Genomic DNA, 20,487 nt, shown 5'->3' on the forward strand with positions numbered 1-20,487 from the left:
TCTTCCGCTGGCCATGCTGATCGGCGCCGCGCTGGCGCTGCCGCTGAACGGCTATGCCTGCGGCCCGGATTTTCCTAACCGGCTGCTGATCGACCGCAACGGCACCCTGCTGTATATGCCGGAGGGCAATTTCGCCTTCGAAGCCGGCCGGCTGGTGCCGGCGGACAGTCAGTTGCCGCACTGGCAGGCCCCGCCGCCGCCGATGCCGCCGAAACCGATGCCGCAATCGCCGGAAACGATAGCGATCGGCAAAATGCGCGCCGCCAAAACGGTGGAAGAGGCTGACGCCGTCAATACGCAGGGGTTGTCCAACGCTGCGCGTCTCTATCAACTGGGCGCCGTGGCTTTCGCCAGCCACGATCCGCGCGCCGCAGACTATTTCCAGCAGGTGCTGAAGCTATCGGCCGCCGAGCAGGGCGATTGGGGGCTGCGGGCGCAGTATTCGCTGGGGCGGGTACTGATGGCGGACCACGGGACGCCGGTGAACGAATCCGGTGAAGCGGCCCCCGCCGCCGAGCACCCGCCAAAAGCCGCGCTTGAACAGGCGCTGGCTGCATTCCAGCAGGTGATCGATCGGGTGAAAAACGGCGCCGCCGATCCCGATCAGCTGGCGCTGAGCAGCCTTGGGCAGCAGGCGCGCATCCACCTGTGGCTGGGTGAGGTCGCCCCCGCCGCCCACCTGTACGCACAGCAGGCGGCGCAGGGCGATCCGAGCGGCGGGCAGTCGCTGCAGTACGTCTCCAGCTTCCTGGTCAACCCCGACCATTTGGACACGCTGAAACAGATTATCGGCGATCCGTTGATCCAGCAGCTGGTGACCATTGAGCTGTTCGCTCGCAGCGGCAACCTGCAAATGGCGGATACCGACGGCAACGGCCGCTCCGCACAAATCATCAGCCAGATCCTGACGCTGCTGGACGGCTCAGTGAAAAGCGGCTTCGCCGGCAGCGATCGGCTGGCGGCGCTGGCTTACCGTTCGGGGCAGTACCCGATGGCGGCGAGCCTGCTGAAAAGCGCCGGCGACAGCGGCCTGGCGTGGTGGCTGCGCGCCAAAATGGCGCTGCGCGACGGCGATGTGAAAGCCGCCACCGCCGCCTACGCCAAGGCGGCAAGCGCGTTCCCCGCCGACGAAAGCTGGGGCGAGCAACGCAACGCCGACTTCGTTGCGGAAACCATCGTGCCCGAATGCCGGGTGGCCGGCGAACAGGCCATCCTGGCGCTGAACCGCGGCGACTATCTGCAGGCGATGGACCTGCTGTATCGCGGCAAGGCGCTCTATTGGGCCGACGTGGCCGACGTGGCGGAGCGAGTGCTGACCGTCGATGAGTTGAAAGGCTTTGTCGATAAGCACGCCCCGGCGCCGACGACGCCGCTCAAGCCGGTTAACCCGGACGACTACGGCGGCCAGCAGATCACGCCGGAAGTGCAGCTGCGCGAACTGCTGGCGCGGCGGCTGATGCGCGTCGGAAGAGCGCCGGAGGCGCTGGCCTACTTCGATATCCCCAACTACCGGCAGGCGGCGCAGCAGTACGCCGACGAGCTGAAGGCCGCCAAGGACAAATCCGCCGCACCGCTGGCGCGTGCGCAGGCTTACTATCGCGCCGCCAACCTGCTGCGCGCCCAGGGGCTGGAATTTACCGGCTATGAGATGACGCCGGACTACGCCATCTATGGCGCCGGCTATTCCTATCTGGGGGATGCGTTCGATACCCGCGAGCTGAAGCACAAAAGTTGGATCGACAGCGCGGAAGCGGTACGCGCCAAGGCGGCGCTACCGGCGGAAGACAACCGTTTCCTGCACTATCGCTGGCAGGCGGTTGGGCTGGCGCAGCAGGCGGCCGATCTGCTGCCGCCGAAGAGCCAGGCCTATGCCGCCGTGCTGTGTAACGCCGCCAGCTGGGTTATCAAGCGCGACGCCAAAACCGGCCGGGCGCTTTATCAGCGCTACATCAACACCGGCACCCGCTACCCGTGGGCGGCGAAATTCGGCTACGACTGCCCGGCGCCAGACTTTGCCGCCGTGGCGCCATAGCGCCGAATTTCAGGCACTAAAAAGCCCGGCTTGCCGGGCTTTTTTTATCGAATCTCGCATCGACTCAGGCTTCGATCGCCATTTTCAGTTTCTTCATGGCGTTCTTTTCCAGCTGGCGCACGCGTTCGGCGGAAACGCCATACTGATCGGCCAGCTCCTGCAGTGTCGACTTGTTGTCGTCGTCCAGCCAACGGGCGCGGATGATATGCTGGCTGCGCTCGTCCAGACCTTCCAACGCATAGGCCAGTTTGTCTGCGGCGTTGCTTTCCCAGTTATCTTCCTCGATGCCTTCGGCGAAGTCCGAGCTCTTGTCCTGCAGGTACAGCACCGGCGCCATCGACTGGCCGTCGCGGGCCTCGTCGTCCGGAGTCGGATCGAACGTCATGTCCTGCGCCGCCATGCGCGATTCCATCTCGCGCACGTCTTTGCTGGTTACGCCCAGCTCACGGGCCACCAGTTCCACTTCATCCTGGTTGAACCAACCCAAACGCTGCTTGGTTTTGCGCAGGTTAAAGAACAGCTTGCGCTGCGCTTTGGTGGTCGCCACTTTCACGATGCGCCAGTTGCGCAATACGTACTCGTGGATTTCCGCCTTAATCCAATGCACCGCAAAGGAAACCAGACGCACGCCGACTTCAGGGTTGAAGCGGCGAACGGCTTTCATCAGGCCGATATTGCCTTCCTGAATCAGATCCGCCTGCGGCAGACCATAGCCTGAATAGTTGCGGGCAATATGAGCGACAAAGCGCAGGTGAGACAGGATGAGCTGCTTAGCGGCATCCAGATCGCCCTGATAATGCAGCCGTTCAGCCAGCTCCCGCTCTTCCTCTGCCGTCAGCATCGGATAGGCGTTGGCTGCCCGGATATAGGCTTCCAAGCTACCTTGGGGTACTAAGGCTAAAGTTTGCATTTCTTTGGTCATTCAAACCCTCTCTATGAGAATACAAAATCATGCAGGTGATTATTACAGCGGGGAAATGATTGATTCTACGGCAGTTGCTGAAGCAAAAGCGGTTCCACACGCCGGGCACCTTAACATTTGCTGCAATTTTTGACCGTATTCCGCCCCAGAAGTTCACCCTTTTTTGCAAGCATTGTTGCTGACAATACGTGACGAAGGTGCAGGCCGATAGGGAATTTGTGCGCTAAGAAGAGAGGGATGGTGCTGACTTCGCTTGAGGTCACTCTTCTCCCGCAACGCGATCAAAAGCAGCAGGAGAAGAGTATACCAAAAAAATCTTACTGTGGTGTAAATCGGCGTAAATGTTGCACCGTCGCCAGCCAGGCGGCGATCCAGCCGATCATCGCGGAGATGATCAGCAGCAGCAGCGCCTCATCCCAGCCCAGCCCGTGCAGGGTGAAGGTGGTGCCGAATACCTTGGCTACCCCGGCGACCACCGACTCCAGCTGCCACACCAGCGCGCCGGACAGCACCAGCGACAGCAGCGCGCCGGCAAAGCCCAGCATCGCCCCGCCGTTGAGGAACGGCCGCAGGATAAAACCGTCGGTGGCGCCGATCAGCTTCATCACGTTGATGGTGTCGCGGCGGCTGAAGATGCTCAGACGCACGCTGTTGCCGATCACCAGGAACACCGCCACGATCATCAGCACGCCGATGATCGCCGCAATCTGACCCGCCAGCCCGGTCAGCGCCGCCAGGCGGGCAAACCAGCTGTCATCCATACGCACTTCTTCCACGCCCTGCACCGCCGCTACGCGATCGCGCAGGGTGTTGAGGGTATCCGAACTCTGGAAGCTCAGCTTCGGCGTGACGATCGCCACCGCCGGCAGCGGGTTCTCTTCCAGCATGTCCAGCGCGCCGCCAAAGCCCGACCAGTTGCGGAACTCGCCGCGCGCTTCTTCACGCGACAGGTAGTTCACCTTCTCCACGCCGGCTTCCGCCTTGATGGCGTCGAGCACTTTCAGCGCCGCGTCGTCATCGAGCGATTTATCCAGATAGACGGTCAGCTGCGGCGTCGGATACCACTGGCTGGCCGCGGTGCTGACGTTTTTCCACACGATGTAGCACACGCTCGGCAGCGTCAGGGAAATGGCGATCACCATCACCGTCAGCAGCGTCGCCAACGGCTGACGCAGCATGTCTTTGATGGCGTTCATCCAGGCGTAACGCCACTGTTCGCGCCAGCCGCCGCGCAGCGCCTTGCTCTTGGCGGTTTTTGCGTTATTGGCCATGGTGAGCGCCCCCTTGCATGCGGCCCTGGCTCAGCGTCAGGATGCGGTAATTGCGGCGGGCGATAAGCCCGGTGTCGTGCGTCGCCATCAGAACGGTCACGCCGACGCGGTTGAATTCTTCAAACAGGCGCAAAATGCCTTCCGACAGCGCATCGTCCAGGTTACCGGTCGGTTCATCCGCCAGCAGCACCGCCGGCTTGTTCACCACCGCACGGGCGATGCCCACACGCTGCTGCTCACCGCCGGACAGCTGAATCGGGAAGTTTTTCGCTTTATCCAGCAAACCGACCTTGTCCAGCGCGGCGGAAACGCGGCGGCGGATATCTTCGGTGCTGGCGCCGGCGATGATCAGCGGCATCGCCACGTTGTCATACACCGTGCGATCCAGCAGCAGGTGGTGATCCTGGAAGATCATGCCGATCTGCCGGCGCAGGAACGGCACCTCGCGGTTTTTCAAACGGCTGATGTCGTGGCCGCCAAACCAGATGTGGCCGGCGCTGGGCCGTTCGATACCGCAAATCAGTTTCAGCAGGGTACTTTTCCCCGCGCCGGAATGGCCGGTCAGAAACGCCATCTCCGCCGGGCGCAGATGGAAATCAACCCCCTGCAGCGCTTGCCGTCCGCCCAGATAAGCTTTACTGACCTGTTCAAAGCGAATCATCCGTATTAATCCTCTCGGGCAAAAAGTGCCTCAATAAAATCGTCAGCCTTAAACGGCCGCAAATCTTCGATGCCTTCCCCGACGCCGATATAGCGGATCGGGATACCGAACTGATCGGCGATGGCGAAGATCACCCCGCCCTTGGCGGTACCGTCCAGTTTAGTCAGCGTGATGCCGGTTAAGCCCACGGCCTCATTAAATAATTTCGCCTGACTGACGGCATTCTGGCCGGTGCTGGCATCGAGCGTCAGCATAACCTCATGGGGGGCCTGGTCGTCCAGTTTTTTCATGACGCGGACGATCTTCTTCAGCTCTTCCATCAGGTGCGATTTGTTCTGCAGACGGCCGGCGGTATCGGCGATCAACACATCGATGCCGCGCGCCTTGGCGGCCTGCACCGCATCGAAGATCACCGAAGCGGAATCCGCGCCGGTATGCTGCGCCACCACCGGAATGCGGTTGCGTTCGCCCCACACCTGCAGCTGTTCCACCGCCGCGGCGCGGAAGGTGTCCCCCGCCGCCAGCATCACCGACTTGCCTTCCGCCTGGAATTGACGCGCCAGCTTGCCGATGGTGGTGGTTTTACCCACGCCGTTCACGCCGACCATCAGGATGACATACGGGGTTTTTCCGCTGACATCCAGCGGCTGATCGACCTTGGCCAGAATTTCGGACATTTCCTCCTTCAGCTTGCCGTACAGCGCTTCGGCGTCTTTCAGCTGCTTGCGGCTGGCGTGCTGGGTCAGGGAGGTGATGATCTTGCGCGTGGTGTCCACGCCAACGTCGGCGATCAGCAGCTGTTCTTCCAGCTCATCGAACAGGTCGTCGTCGATCTTTTTACCACGGAACAGCCCCATAAAGCCGGAGCCGAGGTTCTGCTTGGTCTTCAGCAGGCTGCGCTTCAGGCGCGCGAAGAAGCCCTCTTTGGTCGGGCGCTCCTGCTCTTGCGCAGCGACCGGCACGACGGGTTCCAGCGACTCTTCTTCCGCTTCCGGCTCTGGCTCAACGGCCGGCTCGGGTTCGACGACCGGCTCGGGTTCGACGACCGGCTCGGGTTCGACGACCGGCTCGGGTTCGACGACCAGCTCAGGTTCGACGACCGGCTCGGGTTCGACGACCGGCTCAGGTTCGACGACCGGTTCGGGTTCGACGACCGGCTCAGGTTCGACGACCGGTTCGGGTTCGACGACCAGCTCAGGCTCAACGACCGGCTCAGGTTCAACGACCGGCTCAGGCTCAACGACCGGCTCGGGTTCAACGACCGGCTCGGGTTCGACGACCGGCTCAGGTTCGATGACCGGCTCGGGTTCGACGACCGGCTCGGGTTCGGTGACAGGTTGCTGCTGCGCCGCCACCTGTTCGGTGACGCTGACGATCTCTTCGGCCAGCGCTTGCGCCGCCGGATGCTCGGCCGCCGCAGGCAGATTTTCCGCGATTTGCTCGCCGGCCTGACCGTTATCCCACTCTCCCGGGGTGTCGACGGAGGCGGCAGGTTCAGATTCCTGGGCGGGGAGCTTGTCATCCAGCTTGGCGGTGACCGGTGCAGCCGGCGTCTCCGCGGCCTGAGGTTCCGCCTGCTCTACCGACGGCTCAGGTTGCTGTTGATCTTCTTCCTTCTCCTTCTGGCCAAACCCCAGCCAGGAGAAAAACCCACGTTTCTTATCTTTTGCCATGTTATGACTCTACTCCGTACCGAAGGCTCGCTTACCCTCCATACCTGAAGGATATATGCTGACAATAATCCGCCGAGTCTATCACTTTCCCTCGCCCAGCAACACGCATCCGGCATGCTTTCCGGCGTGAAATCAGACAACAACGTTTTACCGTTCCCCCCGACGCCCGTCACCGGTAGAATAGGGACAACTTTTCGTTAACCTCGGCGGCCCCGCGCCGCGAAAGAAACCAAACAACGCTTATGACAAGACTCTCGCCACGGGCGGCGGCCAAAAAACCGCCCCAGGCCGCAGCCGGACAGATCCGCATCATCGGCGGCCAATGGCGCGGTCGCAAACTCCCGGTGCCGAACAGCCCGGGGCTGCGCCCCACCACCGATCGGGTACGCGAAACCCTGTTCAACTGGCTGGCGCCGGTGATTCAGGGCGCGCGCTGCCTCGACTGTTTCGCCGGCAGCGGCGCATTGGGGCTGGAAGCGCTGTCGCGCTATGCCGGCTGCGCCACGCTGCTCGAATTCGAACGGCCGGTGGCGCAGCAGCTGGAAAAAAATCTGGCGCTGCTGCAGGGCAAAGGGGTGGTTATCAACACCAACGCGCTGAGCTGGCTGGCGGGCGATGGCCAACCGTTCGACGTGGTGTTCCTCGACCCGCCGTTTCGCAAAGGCCTGCTGGCGGAGACCGCCCTGTTGCTGGAGCAACGCGGCTGGCTGGCCGACGAGGCCTGGATCTATGTAGAAGCCGAGGCGGAAAGCGCCGCGGCGGACGTGCCTGCCAGCTGGCAGCTGCACCGGGAGAAGGTCGCCGGCCAGGTGGCCTATCGCCTTTATATTCGTTCGCAAGAGAAAACCGACCATGTTGATTAATCTGGGCCGCCTGCTGATGCTGTGCGTGTGGGGCTTCCTGCTCTCTAACCTGTTCCATCCGTTTCCCAAGCCGCTGAAGTATTTCATCGACGTGGCGCTGTTCTTTATGGTGGTGATGCACGGCCTGCAGCTGGTGCTGTTGAAATCCACCCAGCCGAAGGATCAGCCGATCAGCTACTGGCAAGAGGCCAAGATCTTTATCTTTGGCGTGTTCGAGCTGCTGGCCTGGCAAAAGAAACAGCCGCCCATCAAGAAGAAGTGACCGCTACGGCTGAGCGGTGAACGAGACGAAGCGCGTGCCCTGCATGTTCAACGTGCCCTGCGCGCCCTTTTCTATCGGGTTGTACTGCCATTGCTTCAGCCGCAGCTGGATATCTTCACCTCCCTGTACCGGGCTGAACACCACCTCGTAATTCATCGGTTCATTGACCAACGGCTCGCGCTGCGGCGCGCGGGTCTTGGTGACCGGCACCGCGCGTTTGTCGCTCACCGTCACCTGCAGACTGCGCATCGGCGCGCGATCGTTTTCCGCCTCCTGCTGCCGCTGCTTGAAGTAGCGTTGCGTGGCCAGCACGGCGATCAGCGCAATCACGGCGACAAAAAATAACGGTGGCTTACTCATCGGTTTCCCATTTCCTTCGCGGCTAAATCAGCGTAAACATAGCATTCTCAAGAAAGCATTGTCGATCGCCGGCAGGCTACCTACACTGAAATGAAGAAGTGACATGGGTGACAGTTTGGAGCCGGTTGTTGCGGCTCCCTCATACATAAGGAAGACATAAATGAGTTGGCCGTTCCTTGCCGTATTCTTTTCCGGTTGGCTGTTCGTCGACGCCTCTTACCGTGGGCCGCGCTGGCAGCGCTGGGTGTTCAAACCCGTCACGCTGCTGCTGCTGTTGCTGTTGGCCTGGCAGGCGCCGGTGCTCAGCGCTGCGGGTTATCTGATCGTACTCGGCCTGCTGGCGACGCTGATCGGCGACGCATTGCTCCTGTTGCCGCGCGAACGGGTGCTGTATGCCATCGGCGCCTTTTTCCTGTCCCACCTGCTGTACACCCTGAGTTTCGCCAGCCAGATGACGTTCAGCCTGTTCTGGCCGCTGCCGCTGGCGCTGCTGGCGATCGGCGCACTGCTGCTGGCCACCGTCTGGACCCGGCTGGAAGAGATGCGCTGGCCGATCGTTACCTACGTGGCGATGACGCTGCTGATGGTCTGGCTGGCGGGCGAACAATATTTCCTGCGCAGCACCGATTTCGGCTTCTCGCTGCTGACCGGCACCTCGCTGCTGCTGCTGGCCAACGTGGTTTGGCTGCTCAACCGCTACCGCTTCACCTTCCGCGCGGCGGACGCCATCGTGGCTTTCTGTTATTTCTCCGGCCACTTCCTGATCGTGCGTTCGCTCTACCTGTAGAGACCTACCGCGGGTTCGGCGCGCCGAACCCGTTTCTTCATCAAGCCAGCGCTTTCAACGTCAGAGCATCATCCGCACCCAGCTGATTGCGGTACAGATCGCCGTCGCGCGAGAAGAACGCCAGCGTGCTGCCATCCGCCCGCAGCAGGGCGATGCCGTCCGGAGCCGGGCGCCAGCCCACGACTTCCGCCGCAAACACGCTCTGCAAACACTGTTGCCGATCCACCAGCTGATAGCCGTTGGTCTCGCTTTGTTCATGCGCCAGAAACTCGATTTGGCATTGCCGTTCGCTGTCGGCCACCTGCCATTGTCCCGCCAGCGACTGCGCGGTCGGCAATGCCAAACTGCCGGCCATCACCGCACTCGTCACCATCATGCCACCCGCCGCCAAAGCGGTGCGCGCTAAAGTACCTTTCATACCGGGCTCCCGCGTCACGCCCGGCCGAGACTGCGCCGGGCGTTCCGTTGCTGTGTTACACGATAAAGTCCGTGGCGACGTCTACCTGGCCGACGATTTTCACCAGGAAGTCCGGCGCCTGATGCCCGCCGATGTTCACCGACAAATCGGTCACGTTGCTGGACGCGTTGTAGCTCAGCAGCGCCTCACCGGCCGTGCCGCTGAAGTGATCGACGAAGTGGATGAAATCACTGCTATTCGCTTCTTTATTGAAGAACGACAGGTCGATCTTGTCGATCCCTTTTTGGAAGTCGCGGATCCAGTCGGAAGCACCCGGTGCGGAATCGCTGGCGGCAGAGAACACAAAGATGTCTTTGCCGGCACCGCCCCACAGTTCATCCGCCCCGCCGCCGCCGAACAGCACGTCGTTACCCGCGCCGCCTTTCAGCACGTTGTTGGCCGCGTTGCCGACGATCACGTCGTTGCCGGAACCGCCAATGGCGTTCTCAATGGTCACACCGGCGGCGATCGAGACGTTGCCCTTCAGGCCGCCCACGTCGGAGAACGATTTCTCATTCAGGTTGATGCGCTGGTTAGCGGTATAACCGGAGAAGTCGAAGGTATCGTTGCCACCCGCATCCCAGGCCGCAAAGATCACTTTCTGCGAATTGCTGGTGGTGCTGAGGAAGTCACGACCGGTATTGGAGTTAAAGCCGTACACGGTGTCGCCGGTGCGGGTCGACAGGTTGGCGCCATACAGATGCTGAATGGCGGCAATGTCATCCAGCAGCGGAGCCGCGGCATAGTGACCGCCGTTGTCGCCACCGGTATTGGTTTCACTCCAGTAGCTCATCAGGCTGAACTGGCGGGTATCTTCCGCATAGGTGACGTCGTTATAGGTCGGGTTGCCCTCACCGGCGTTGTAGTCGCCCGGGTGGCTCAGGCCCAGCGCATGGCCAATCTCATGGGTGAACGTCTGGCGGCCGTAGTCTTCGGTCGCCGGATGCTTCACGTTGGATTGGTTGACGTTGTACCAGGTCTGGCCGCCCAAATCCTGGCCCTGCCAAATGGTGTTCGGCAGGAAGGCGTAGGCCTGGGTACCATAATCATAGTGGCCGGGACGATCCTGGCTGTAATTGCCGAAGGTGATATTGGCCTTTTGACCGGCCGCCACTTCGGTGAAGGTGATATTGGCGACGTCAGCCCAGGACTGCAGCGACAGCTTAGCCTGCTGCTGCTGTTCCGCGCTGAACTTGCTCAGCCCGGTATCGCCGGCGACGTTGGTGGAAGAGAACTTATAGTCCGGGAAGGAGAAGGTTAATTTGACCGGCTGGCCAAATACCTTGTAACCGTTCCAGGTTTGGTTCTCGCGGGTAATAAACAGCCCAGCTTGCTCGTTAGAAAATGAATCCTTGCCATTAATCTGAATCCCGTTACCCCGCTCATGATAATGCAGCAGGTCATCTACAGCATCGTAGCCGGTTGCCGCGGCCGCAAGGCTAGATTCAGTAATTTCAATTGCCTTTTTAGTAGATTGCATTGGTTCGATTCCACTCATTACCTGATTGATATCAATCAGACAGATAGACATAACCTCCCCGTAAGCCACGGTTAATAAACCTTAAGCTTGCTGGAAGGGGCTTATGCGCCGTTACCGGCAGTGTGTTAGGTAGAATTAATGCATATATATCAGCAAATAAGATCACCATTAAAAATGGTAATCGATTCCAATTATAGGCAGGGTCGCAAAACTGCACATAAAATAATCAACCATTTATTATCGCAACGAAAGTTGGTTATGCTGCTTTTTAGGCTTCTTTACAAAGCAAATGAAACTTGATGAGGATAAGTTGGCACCAAACTTCAATAGCAATGCGGCCTGCAGACTCAAGCGAATCATGCTGGCTTTACTCAGGGGAAAAGGTAAATTTCGCTAAAGCGTTATAGATTAATAACTCTTTATTATTAGGTCGGGCGATTTTTTAGTTTCTATAGGAATATTATTTTCTTATTTAAACTAACGGCAGCGAGCCTTTTCGCCCCAATAGGGGATAAGAAAAGCCGATAGATTAAAATCCGCATTATTCATTATTGAATGAATACCCCCCCTTTCTACGCTTGAACGCCGTTAGCAATAATTCTCATCCGGCGCTTGACTCTGGAGTGGACTCCAGGGTGTAGAGTCAGTTGAGCAAACCCGTTTAACAGCCCGCAGGGGGACGTTATGCACAATCAGCAAAACCATAATCATCAGGAACATCACCACGCCGAAGGCGGATGCGGCTGCAACCACAGCCACAGCAAAACTCAGCACGGCTGCAGCAGCGAACCGAAAAACGCCGCCGCACAGGCCGAACACGCCCACCATCATCACGATCATGGCGATAGCGGCTGCTGCATCGCCGCGCCCGACGATCCGGACGAGGAAAGCGACAGGCTGGCCGCCGCTCCCCCTTCCGGCAGCCAACGTTTCAGCTGGAAAGTCACCGGCATGGACTGCCCCAGCTGCGCCAAGAAAATCGAAAATGCCGTCACCGCACTCCCCGGCGTCGACAGCGCGCGCGTGTTGTTCGCCACCGAGAAACTGGTGGTCGACGCGCAGTCCGACCTCAGCCTGCGGATCCAGGATGCGGTCGCCCAGGCCGGCTTTACCCTGCTCGGCGCTCAGACCGCCAAAACCGCCGCGCCCAAAACCTCACGCTTCGGCGAATTCGCGCCGCTGCTGCTGTTAACCACCCTGATGGTCGTCAGTTGGGTGCTGGATCGGGTTAACCCGGAGCTGGGCCGCATCGCCTTTATCGCCACCACGCTGGTCGGGTTGGCACCGGTCGCCGCCAAGGCGCTGCGTTTGATTCGTTCCGGCACGCCGTTTGCCATCGAAACGCTGATGAGCGTGGCGGCCATCGGCGCGCTGTTCATCGGCGCCACCGCCGAAGCGGCGATGGTGCTGCTGCTGTTTATGGTCGGCGAACTGCTGGAATCCTACGCCGCCAACCGCGCACGGCGCGGGGTGAAGGCGCTGATGGAGCTGGTGCCGGAAGATGCGCTGCTGCTGCAAGGCACGGAACGCAAACGCGTGCCGGTCGCCAGCCTGCGCCCCGGCGACGTGATTGAAATCGCGCCCGGTGGGCGCCTGCCGGCCGACGCCGAGCTGCTCAATCCGTTCGCCAGCTTCGATGAAAGCGCCCTGACCGGCGAATCGGTGCCGGTCGAGCGCCAACAGGGGGAGAAAGTGGCCGCCGGCAGCCTGTCCGTCGATCAGGCGGCGCAGATGAAGGTGATATCCGAGCCCGGCAAAAACGCCATCGACCGCATCCTGCAGCTGATTGAAGAGGCCGAAGAGCGCCGCGCGCCGATCGAACGCTTCCTCGATCGCTTCAGCCGCTATTACACCCCGGCCATTATGCTGCTGGCCATCGCGGTGATCCTGGTGCCACCGCTGCTGTTCTCGCAGCCGTGGGATACCTGGATCTATCGCGGCCTGACGCTGCTGCTGATCGGCTGCCCATGTGCGCTGGTGATCTCAACGCCGGCGGCCATCACATCCGGACTGGCGGCCGCCACGCGGCGCGGCGCGCTGATTAAAGGCGGCGCGGCGCTGGAGCAACTGGGCCAGATCCAAACCATCGCCTTCGATAAAACCGGCACCCTGACCGAAGGCAAGCCGACGGTGACCGACGTGCTGCCGATCGGCGCGCTCACCGAACAGCGGCTGCTGCAGCTTGCCGCCGCGGTGGAAGCCGGTTCACATCACCCGCTGGCGCAGGCGATCATCAACCGCGCCGCCGCAAGCGGGGCTGAGTTGCCGCTGGCGCAGGCGCGCCGCGCGCTGGCCGGCGTCGGCGTGGAAGGGATCGTGGACGGCAAGACCGTGCTGATCAGCGCGCCGGGCAAGCTGGCGCCTGGCCTGCTCGCCACCCAATGGCAGAGCCAGGTAGACAAGCTGGAAAACGCCGGCAAAACGGCGGTGGTGGTGCTGGAAGACGGCGCGCCCATCGGCTTGCTGGCGCTGCGCGATACGCTGCGCGGCGACGCCAAGCAGGCGATAGCCGAACTGAACGCGCTGGGCATTCGCGGTGTGATGCTGACCGGCGACAACCCGCGCGCCGCCGCCGCGATCGCCGGCGAGCTGGGCCTCGACTATCGCGCCGGTCTGCTGCCGGAAGATAAGGTCAGCGCAGTCACCGAGCTGAGCGAACTGCGCCCGACGGCGATGATCGGCGACGGCATCAACGACGCCCCGGCGATGAAAGCCTCCAGCATCGGCATCGCCATGGGCAGCGGCACCGACGTGGCGCTGGAAACCGCCGACGCCGCCCTGACCCACAATCGGCTGGTGGGCGTCGCGGAGATGATCCGCATCTCGCGCGCCACCCACGCCAATATCCGGCAAAACATCACCATCGCGCTGGGGTTGAAGGGGGTCTTCCTGATCACCAGCCTGCTGGGGCTGACCGGTTTGTGGCTGGCGGTGCTGGCTGACTCCGGCGCCACCGCACTGGTCACCGCCAACGCGCTGCGGCTGTTGAGAAAGCGCAGCTAAGCTCTGAAACAAACACGGGCGCGGCATACCGCGCCCGTTGTCATTTGGGGGAGGGAACTTTTAACTCGGCCGCGCCGCCGTTAGACACCTTTACGTAACAGATAACGGTATGGCACCTGTTCGGTCTCCTGCGCCACCAGCGTGTGCTCCATAAAGCGGCAGAACCCCGGGATATCGCGGGTGGTGGCCGGATCGTCGGCGATAATCAGCAGCGTTTCGCCGTTGTCCATATGGCGCACGGTTTTACGCACCATCATCACCGGTTCCGGACAGCGCAGCCCCAACGCGTCGAGCGTCTGGTCTGCCTGGGCAAATAAGTCAGTCATGCAATTTTTCTCGTTCAAAAACGATCGGCGAACGCTCGCCGCATCTCATTAGCGCCTAGTTTACGCCGGTAGTTTTTCTGCGCAAGATGCGTTAACGTTTGCGTTAAATTTAACCATTGCATTGGTTGCGCAAACGCGTATCATGCCGCCGCGCAGCGTTTTTTGCTGTTTTGACAAGACACACTGGGTTCCCTCACCCCACTGCTAAAAAGGCTACAACATGTATTCGTTTACCGCACAGCAGCGCTTTACCGCGCTGGTCTGGCTTTCGCTGTTTCATATCGCCATCATTACCTCCAGCAACTACCTGGTGCAGCTGCCGATCACCGTTTTCGGCTTCCATACCACCTGGGGCGCCTTTACTTTCCCGTTTATCTTCCTGGCGACCGATCTGACCGTGCGCATCTTCGGCGCGCCGCTGGCGCGGCGCATCATCCTGGCGGTGATGGTGCCGGCGCTGTTCATCTCTTATGTGATCTCCACCGTCACCTATCAGGGAGAATGGCAGGGCTTTGCGGCGCTGAACAGTTTTAACCTGTTCGTGGCGCGCATCGCCGTCGCCAGCTTTATGGCCTATGTGCTCGGGCAGATCCTCGACGTACACGTCTTCAACCGCCTGCGTCAACGCAGCGCCTGGTGGGTGGCGCCGGCGGCGGCGATGTTCCTCGGCAACATCAGCGATACGCTGGCGTTCTTCTTCATCGCCTTTTATAAGAGCAGCGATCCCTTCATGGCCAACAACTGGGTGGAGATCGCGCTGGTGGATTACAGCTTCAAGGTGATGATCTGCCTGCTGTTCTTCCTGCCGATGTACGGCGTGTTGCTGAACATGCTGCTCAAACGCATCGCGACGCGCAGCGGCGGCCTGCAGCCGGGCTGAGTCGTGCTATTCTGGGCGGCCCTATCCTTTGGAGGCCGCTCATGACCCCAATCGTCCGCACCGCCACGCTTGAAGACATCCACCGCCTTTACCAAAGCATCCCCGAATTCGGCGGCCTGCATAGCCTGGCCGATCTGCAGCGGCGCATCGGCTCCGCCCCCGCCAGCCTGTTGATCGCCGAGATAGCCGGGCAACCGGCCGGTTTCAAACTCGGTTATCAACGGCAGGAAACGGTGTTTTACAGCTGGCTGGGCGGCGTGCTGCCGGCATTTCGTCGCCACGGCGTGGCGCAGGCCTTGTTGGCCGAACAAGAGCGCTGGGCGCGGGCGCAGGGCTATCGCCAACTGACGGTCAAAACCCGTAACCGGTTCCGCGCCATGCTGACGCTGCTGATCGCCCACCACTATCAGATTGTTCAGCTGGAAAAGAAAGGCGAAGTGGCTGATTATCGGCTATTACTGGAAAAAAACTTGTGACAACATCTGCCTTGCATTTCAACCTGGAATAGGTTGCGATACGACAGTGAATCCCTACCGGAAAGGAAGAAGGAAGCCCGATGCGTAAAGTAGCGAAATTGATGGGTATCAGCCTGCTGGCGCTTGGCCTCGCGGCCTGCGACGGCGAAACCAAAGACACCAAGGCGGCAACGGACGGCGCGGCGGCCAGCGCGCCGGCCGGGCAGCAGGTGAGCCTGCTGGACGGTAAACTGGCGTTCACCCTGCCTGTCGGCATGGCGGATCAGAGCGGCAAGCTGGGCAACCAGGCCAACAACATGCATGTTTACGCAGACAGCACCGGCCAGCGCGCGGTGATTGTGATCCTGGGTGACAAGACCGCCGACAGCCTGGAGACCCTGGCCAAGCGCCTGGAGAATACCCAACGCGCGCGTGACGCCAACCTGCAGGTGATCACCAACAAAGCGCTCGACGTCAACGGTGTGCCGCTGCGTCAGCTGGACAGCATCATCACCAGCGGCGGCGAGAAAGCCTATTCTTCCGTCCTGATCGGCTCGCTGAACAACAACATGCTGACCATTCAGGTAACGCTGCCGGCGGACAATCAGCAGCAGGCGCAGACCGAAGCCGAAGGCATCATCTCCACCCTGAAGCTGAAGCAGTAATCCCACAAAGGGCCGGCTTGCCGGCCCTTTCGCTTTATGCCAGCGCCTGCGCCAGCAGGGTGATCGGATGTTCGCAGCGTTTGCTGGTGGACATTTCTATCTGCCATTTGCAGGTCTCGCAGTCGGTCACCACCAGATCCACCCCGCTCTCTTCTATCTGCCGGAACAGCGGTGCGCCGATACCCTGCGACGTGGCGTAGTTCTCCGATTTGAACCCGTAGGTGCCGGCGATGCCGCAGCACTGCGAATCCAGCACCACCAGCTCCAGCCCCGGTATCTGCCGCAGCAGCTCCAGGGTGTAGGCGGTCCAGCCCATCTTCTCCATATGGCAAGGCGTGTGATAAGCCACCCGCAGCGGCGTGCGCTTGAGCGGCAGGCTGCGCCCCTGATTGATCAGACGATAGAGATAGCGCGTCGCCAGCTCCACCCGCTCGCGCACCGCAGTGGTGTCCACGTCCAGCAGATGAGGGTATTCGTCACGCAGGGTGAAGGTGCAGCTCGACGAAGTGGCCACCACCGGAATGCCGCGCTCCAGCACCGTTTCATGCAGCGATTCGGCATTGACCCTGGCCTGCTTTTTGGCCTGCTCGATAAACCCGTTGGCGATCAGCGGCACGCCGCAGCATTTCTCGCGTTTCAGCAGCTGCACGCCGATATCCAGCGCGTTGAACACCCGGACCAAATCCTTGCCCAGCTGCGGGTGGTTATAGTTGACGAAGCAGCCGTGGAAGAACGCCACCTGCTCGGCGTAACGCTGCTGCGCCTGCGCCTGTTGCCGGTACCAGCGGCGGAAGGTGCCGAACGAGTATTTCGGCAGTTCACGACGGTGATCGATCTTCAGCGCCTTGTCCAGCAGCTTGCGCACCGGTTTCAGCCCGGTGGCGGCGTTGACGATCGGCGCGAACGGCGTCGACAGCGATCCCATGATATCGGTGTGGCTGAGGATGGCGTCACGCAGCGTCGGCTTGCTCTGGGCAAAGTCGGCGCGGGCGCGCTGAATGATGTCGCCGATTTTGACATCGGACGGGCAGGCCACTTCACAACGCTTGCAGTTGGTGCAATATTTCAGCGCTTCATCGTACAGCGTCGGGTCTTTCAGCCGCAGCCGCTCGCCGTCCGGCCCCGCCTGTTTCGGCCCCGGGTAGAGCGGGTTCACTTTGGCGACAGGGCAGTAGGTGGTGCAGACGGTACATTTGATGCAGCTTTCAAAGCTGTGATCCTGATGCAGGCTCATGCGTTCTCCTCCGCGGCGATCTGCTGCGCAACGTGCAGCGCACCGATCAATGACACGCCGGCGCCGCAGCCCTGCTGCAGCGGATCGTAGCCGCCGGCGACCGCACCGATGGCATACAGATTGTCGAACGGCATTCCCTGCTTCATCGCCCGCAGCCTGCCGTCGGTACGCACGCCAAACTGCAGATAAGGCTGTGGCGCGAACAGCTCGCGCCGGCTCCAGTCGGCGCGATCGGCGCGGCTGTGCACGTCCAGCCCGAAGATCGGCTCACGCACTTCATCGAAATCCGCCACCAGCCCGTTGCTGAAGAAGCTGCCGCTGGCCAGCACCACCTGCTGCGCCCGCAGCGGAATATCGCCGTGGTTGCGGGTATACAGGCCGGTGACGCAGCCGGCTTCGCTCTCGGCGCGCAGCACGCTGTCGCCCGGCATGAAAACGCCGCCCAGCTGTTGGAAACGCCGCCGCAACGCCTGATGCAAGCGCATGCCGGGCACCGAAGGCGGCAACGTCGGCAGCAGTCGGATCGGCTTGCCGACCGCATCCTGCAACACCGCCAGCGACGCGTCGTCCTCCAGGCCCAGACAGGCCGGCAGGAAGAGCGCCTCGGCCTCGCCCGCCAGCCGCCGCAGCTCTTCGGCCATCGGCGGCAGGCTTTCCATCAAATCCAGCACCCGGGCGATGTTCACCGCGCGGAACTCGCTGGGGTTATTGCGCAATCTGTCCAGCGCCGGCATGTGCAGATAGGCCACATCCGCCTCTACGCCGAGCTCGCGGCTTAAGGCGTCGGCGGCCATCTGCGGTTGGAAGTCGAGGAACCCTTCGATGCCGATCACCGCAATGCGCCGCCAGGGCAGTTGGCCGGTCAGCGGCAGCGTCGGGATCGCCTGCGGGCTGAGCCAGGTGGCGCGGCGCGTGCCGAGCGGCGTGATGCGCAGATGGTTGTTCACCCCCTCGCCCTGCAGATTCAGCCCGCAGCGTTCCAGCAGCCGCTGCGCGGCGGCGGACAGCGCCGCCACCCGGCCGGGGCCAATCAGAGAATACGGATGCTGCGGCGCCTGTTGCGCCAGCTGCGGCAGCGCCGCCAGTGGCATCTCGACCGGCGTGCCGTCCGGCAATCTCGCCAGCAGATCGAGCGAGCCGGAGGAGAAGTAGAGCGCGCTCTGGCCGGAACTGACCACCGCACAGCGTTTGCCCTGTTCGGCCACGGCAATGGCGCAGCTCAGGCCCGCCAGGCCGCCGCCAATCACCACTACGTCAAATCGCATCATCCGCCTCCTGCTCTTTGTCTGCCTGGGCCTCAAGCCCGCATAATCCCTGGTAAACCCAACTGGTAAATTCACTCTCGCGCAGCGCATCGCCCCAGGCGATTGGCCGCACGCCTTTCCAGCGTTCGTTGAGGAACTGCGACAGCTGCGCGATGGATTGCTGCGGCGTGCTGACCTTGAAGCGCGTCAGCAGTCCGGCGGCGCGGCAGGCGCAGAGTTCACCCTGGCAGGTGCCCATGCCGACGCGGGTGCGGCGGCGCAGATCCACCAGGTTATTGACGGTCAGCGAATTGACCGCATAGCGCACTTCCCCGGCGGTCACCGCCTCGCACTCGCACACCAGGCTGGTGTCGAGCCGATCGGCCGCCGGCACCTGGCTGGCGCGATCGCCGTGCCGGTAAATCGCCGAGCCGCGGATGCTGGCGGGCAGAGAAACCACGCTGCGCACCGTTTCCTCCGCCGACTGACGGGATCCGGGCAACGCGTCCTGCGCGGTGGTGCACGGACTATTTACGCCGAGCTTTTCACATACCTTGTCGGTGGCCCACTCCGCCATCAGGCGGTAGGTCATCAGCTTGCCGCCGGTGATGGTGATAAACCCTTCCAGCCCGTCGCGGGCGGCGTGATCGAGCAGCACGATGCCGCGGCTGACATTGCGCCCGCTGGGATCGTCGTCGCTGGCCACCAGCGGCCGCACCCCGGCATAGGCACGCAGAATGCGGGTCTGCGCCAGGGTGGGCGCCAGCAGCGCCCCCTCGCGGATCAGAATGTCCACCTCCTGCGGGGTCACCAGCATGTTGTCAATTTGGTCGTAGTCGATATGGGTCGAGGTGGTGCCGATCAGCGAGATGGTGTCGCCCGGCACCAGGATGTCGGCGTCCGCCGGTTTGCGGCAACGGTTGATCACCATGTTGTTGATGCGGTGACCGAGGATCAGCAGCGCTCCCTTGGCCGGGAACATGCGGATACGCAAATCGGCGTATTCGGCGATCTGCTGGCCCCAGATGCCGGCGGCGTTGACCACCACCGCTGCGTGCAGCTCATAGCGCCGCTGATTCTGATGGTCGTAAACGCGCACGCCCGTCACCCGGTCGCCGCTGCGCAACAATCCGACCACCTGGTGGTAAGTCAGGATCTGCGCGCCGTGTTCGCGCGCATCCAGCATGTTGGCGGCGGTCAGCCGGAAAGGATCGACGGTGCCGTCCGGCACCCGCACCGCGCCAATCAGCGCCGGATTAGCCGCCGGCTCCAGCCGCAGCGCCAGCTGCGGGTCGATCGCTTCGGCGTCGATGTCGGCCTGGCGACAGGCGGCGATAAACTGTTGCTGATACTCCAGCGAGTCCTGCGGCAGGGTGATGAACAGCCCATCGGTGCGCTCGATACAGTGATGCGCGATGCGTTTCAGGATGCGGTTCTCTTCGATGCACTCGCGCGCCGACTCCCCGTCGGTCACCGCATAGCGCGCGCCGCTGTGCAGCAAGCCGTGGTTGCGGCCGGTGGCGCCGGTGGCGATGTCGTGACGCTCCAGCAAAATGCAGCGCAAGCCGCGCCGCGCACAATCGCGGGCAATGCCTGCGCCGGTGGCGCCGCCGCCGATGATGATCACATCCGTTTCGCCGCCGTCAAAATAGCTGCTCATGTCGCTCCCTCAGGATCGGTAATTATGAGCCTATTGAGCCACGGTTATTAGGGTCTTTGTTTGATAAGGAACAAGAACGAACATAAAACGAAATAAAAATGTCCACAAAAAACCATCAATGTGATCATAATCACGATTTTTGGACGTTTTTCTATTTCATAACGTTAACGAATCGCTCAAAATCCGCCGTGGTTTCATGAAAGTGTAACAATTGCGCCATTCGTCACAGCGACACCAGGCGTATTTGTCGAC

At 61.6% G+C, this 20,487-nt stretch carries 19 protein-coding genes; 8 read left to right on the forward strand and 11 right to left on the reverse strand.

Annotated elements, in window-relative coordinates; genetic code table 11:
• Window positions 1-13: 13 nt before the first annotated feature.
• Window positions 14-2,032: a hypothetical protein gene (locus ACMGF7_RS06820; RefSeq protein WP_197763975.1), complete on the forward strand. Its 2,019-nt coding sequence runs from the start codon at window positions 14-16 to the stop codon at window positions 2,030-2,032.
• 64 nt (window positions 2,033-2,096) lie between these two features.
• Here the strand turns inward: ACMGF7_RS06820 and rpoH are convergent, their stop codons facing one another.
• The 4 genes from rpoH to ftsY form a co-directional block, all read right to left on the reverse strand.
• On the reverse strand, window positions 2,097-2,954 hold the full coding sequence (gene rpoH / locus ACMGF7_RS06825) for an RNA polymerase sigma factor RpoH (protein ID WP_004934345.1): 858 nt from the start codon (window positions 2,952-2,954) through the stop codon (window positions 2,097-2,099).
• A 317-nt stretch (window positions 2,955-3,271) separates the two neighbouring features.
• Window positions 3,272-4,225 (reverse strand): permease-like cell division protein FtsX, encoded by a 954-nt coding sequence (ftsX, locus tag ACMGF7_RS06830; RefSeq protein ID WP_004934340.1) that lies wholly within the window; start codon window positions 4,223-4,225, stop codon window positions 3,272-3,274.
• Entirely contained in the window at window positions 4,215-4,886 is a 672-nt protein-coding gene (gene ftsE / locus ACMGF7_RS06835; RefSeq protein WP_004934337.1) for a cell division ATP-binding protein FtsE, read from the reverse strand. The genes ftsX and ftsE overlap by 11 nt, the downstream gene beginning before the upstream one ends.
• A 5-nt stretch (window positions 4,887-4,891) precedes the next feature.
• Window positions 4,892-6,559 carry a signal recognition particle-docking protein FtsY gene (ftsY, locus tag ACMGF7_RS06840; protein ID WP_420286401.1) on the reverse strand — a complete coding sequence of 556 codons (1,668 nt, stop codon included), beginning with the start codon at window positions 6,557-6,559 and terminating at the stop codon, window positions 4,892-4,894.
• A gap of 242 nt (window positions 6,560-6,801) precedes the next feature.
• On the opposite strand from ftsY, the gene rsmD reads away from it, so the two are divergent.
• Together rsmD and ACMGF7_RS06850 are read left to right on the forward strand one after the other, a co-directional pair.
• Window positions 6,802-7,422, forward strand: a complete 621-nt coding sequence (gene rsmD / locus ACMGF7_RS06845; RefSeq protein WP_273890225.1) for a 16S rRNA (guanine(966)-N(2))-methyltransferase — start codon at window positions 6,802-6,804, stop codon at window positions 7,420-7,422.
• Window positions 7,412-7,684, forward strand: a complete 273-nt coding sequence (locus ACMGF7_RS06850) for a DUF1145 family protein (protein WP_004934327.1) — start codon at window positions 7,412-7,414, stop codon at window positions 7,682-7,684. Before rsmD ends, ACMGF7_RS06850 begins: the two co-directional genes overlap by 11 nt.
• 3 nt (window positions 7,685-7,687) lie before the next feature.
• Here the strand turns inward: ACMGF7_RS06850 and ACMGF7_RS06855 are convergent, their stop codons facing one another.
• On the reverse strand, window positions 7,688-8,044 hold the full coding sequence (locus ACMGF7_RS06855) for a DUF2500 domain-containing protein (RefSeq protein ID WP_015376283.1): 357 nt from the start codon (window positions 8,042-8,044) through the stop codon (window positions 7,688-7,690).
• A gap of 160 nt (window positions 8,045-8,204) precedes the next feature.
• Here ACMGF7_RS06855 and ACMGF7_RS06860 point away from each other — a divergent pair, with 160 nt between their 5' ends.
• Window positions 8,205-8,831 (forward strand): lysoplasmalogenase, encoded by a 627-nt coding sequence (locus ACMGF7_RS06860; protein WP_015376282.1) that lies wholly within the window; start codon window positions 8,205-8,207, stop codon window positions 8,829-8,831.
• A 40-nt stretch (window positions 8,832-8,871) separates the two neighbouring features.
• Here ACMGF7_RS06860 and ACMGF7_RS06865 read toward each other — a convergent pair whose 3' ends face one another.
• Window positions 8,872-9,249 (reverse strand): AprI/Inh family metalloprotease inhibitor, encoded by a 378-nt coding sequence (locus tag ACMGF7_RS06865; RefSeq protein ID WP_004934320.1) that lies wholly within the window; start codon window positions 9,247-9,249, stop codon window positions 8,872-8,874.
• A 55-nt stretch (window positions 9,250-9,304) separates the two neighbouring features.
• Window positions 9,305-10,768 (reverse strand): serralysin family metalloprotease, encoded by a 1,464-nt coding sequence (locus ACMGF7_RS06870; protein WP_021504810.1) that lies wholly within the window; start codon window positions 10,766-10,768, stop codon window positions 9,305-9,307.
• Between the two features lie 684 nt (window positions 10,769-11,452).
• Between ACMGF7_RS06870 and ACMGF7_RS06875 the strand changes: the two genes are divergently transcribed.
• Window positions 11,453-13,771, forward strand: a complete 2,319-nt coding sequence (locus tag ACMGF7_RS06875) for a zinc/cadmium/mercury/lead-transporting ATPase (RefSeq protein ID WP_420286402.1) — start codon at window positions 11,453-11,455, stop codon at window positions 13,769-13,771.
• An 80-nt stretch (window positions 13,772-13,851) separates the two neighbouring features.
• Here ACMGF7_RS06875 and tusA read toward each other — a convergent pair whose 3' ends face one another.
• The gene (tusA, locus tag ACMGF7_RS06880) at window positions 13,852-14,097 is read right to left on the reverse strand and encodes a sulfurtransferase TusA (RefSeq protein WP_004934314.1); all 246 of its coding nucleotides are present in this window, start codon (window positions 14,095-14,097) and stop codon (window positions 13,852-13,854) included.
• Between the two features lie 220 nt (window positions 14,098-14,317).
• On the opposite strand from tusA, the gene ACMGF7_RS06885 reads away from it, so the two are divergent.
• The 3 genes from ACMGF7_RS06885 to ACMGF7_RS06895 all read left to right on the forward strand — a co-directional run bounded on the left by ACMGF7_RS06885 (window position 14,318) and on the right by ACMGF7_RS06895 (window position 16,097).
• Window positions 14,318-14,977, forward strand: coding sequence for a 7-cyano-7-deazaguanine/7-aminomethyl-7-deazaguanine transporter (locus tag ACMGF7_RS06885; RefSeq protein WP_197800703.1), 660 nt, complete (start codon window positions 14,318-14,320; stop codon window positions 14,975-14,977).
• A gap of 41 nt (window positions 14,978-15,018) precedes the next feature.
• The gene (locus ACMGF7_RS06890) at window positions 15,019-15,453 is read left to right on the forward strand and encodes a GNAT family N-acetyltransferase (RefSeq protein WP_420286403.1); all 435 of its coding nucleotides are present in this window, start codon (window positions 15,019-15,021) and stop codon (window positions 15,451-15,453) included.
• An 80-nt stretch (window positions 15,454-15,533) separates the two neighbouring features.
• The gene (locus ACMGF7_RS06895) at window positions 15,534-16,097 is read left to right on the forward strand and encodes a DcrB family lipoprotein (protein WP_015376277.1); all 564 of its coding nucleotides are present in this window, start codon (window positions 15,534-15,536) and stop codon (window positions 16,095-16,097) included.
• A 34-nt stretch (window positions 16,098-16,131) separates the two neighbouring features.
• Here the strand turns inward: ACMGF7_RS06895 and glpC are convergent, their stop codons facing one another.
• Genes glpC through glpA form a run of 3 tightly spaced genes read right to left on the reverse strand, consistent with a single transcriptional unit; the run spans window position 16,132 to window position 20,235 of the window.
• Window positions 16,132-17,331, reverse strand: a complete 1,200-nt coding sequence (gene glpC / locus ACMGF7_RS06900; RefSeq protein WP_015376276.1) for an anaerobic glycerol-3-phosphate dehydrogenase subunit GlpC — start codon at window positions 17,329-17,331, stop codon at window positions 16,132-16,134.
• Window positions 17,328-18,596, reverse strand: coding sequence for a glycerol-3-phosphate dehydrogenase subunit GlpB (glpB, locus tag ACMGF7_RS06905; protein WP_342135057.1), 1,269 nt, complete (start codon window positions 18,594-18,596; stop codon window positions 17,328-17,330). The genes glpC and glpB overlap by 4 nt, the downstream gene beginning before the upstream one ends.
• A complete protein-coding gene (glpA, locus tag ACMGF7_RS06910) occupies window positions 18,586-20,235 on the reverse strand; it encodes an anaerobic glycerol-3-phosphate dehydrogenase subunit A (protein WP_021504814.1) in 1,650 nt (549 codons plus the stop codon). Before glpA ends, glpB begins: the two co-directional genes overlap by 11 nt.
• Between the last annotated feature and the right edge of the window lie 252 nt (window positions 20,236-20,487).

The sequence above is a fragment of the Serratia sp. BNK-17 genome, from assembly GCF_048684935.1.
Classification (GTDB): domain Bacteria; phylum Pseudomonadota; class Gammaproteobacteria; order Enterobacterales; family Enterobacteriaceae; genus Serratia; species Serratia nematodiphila.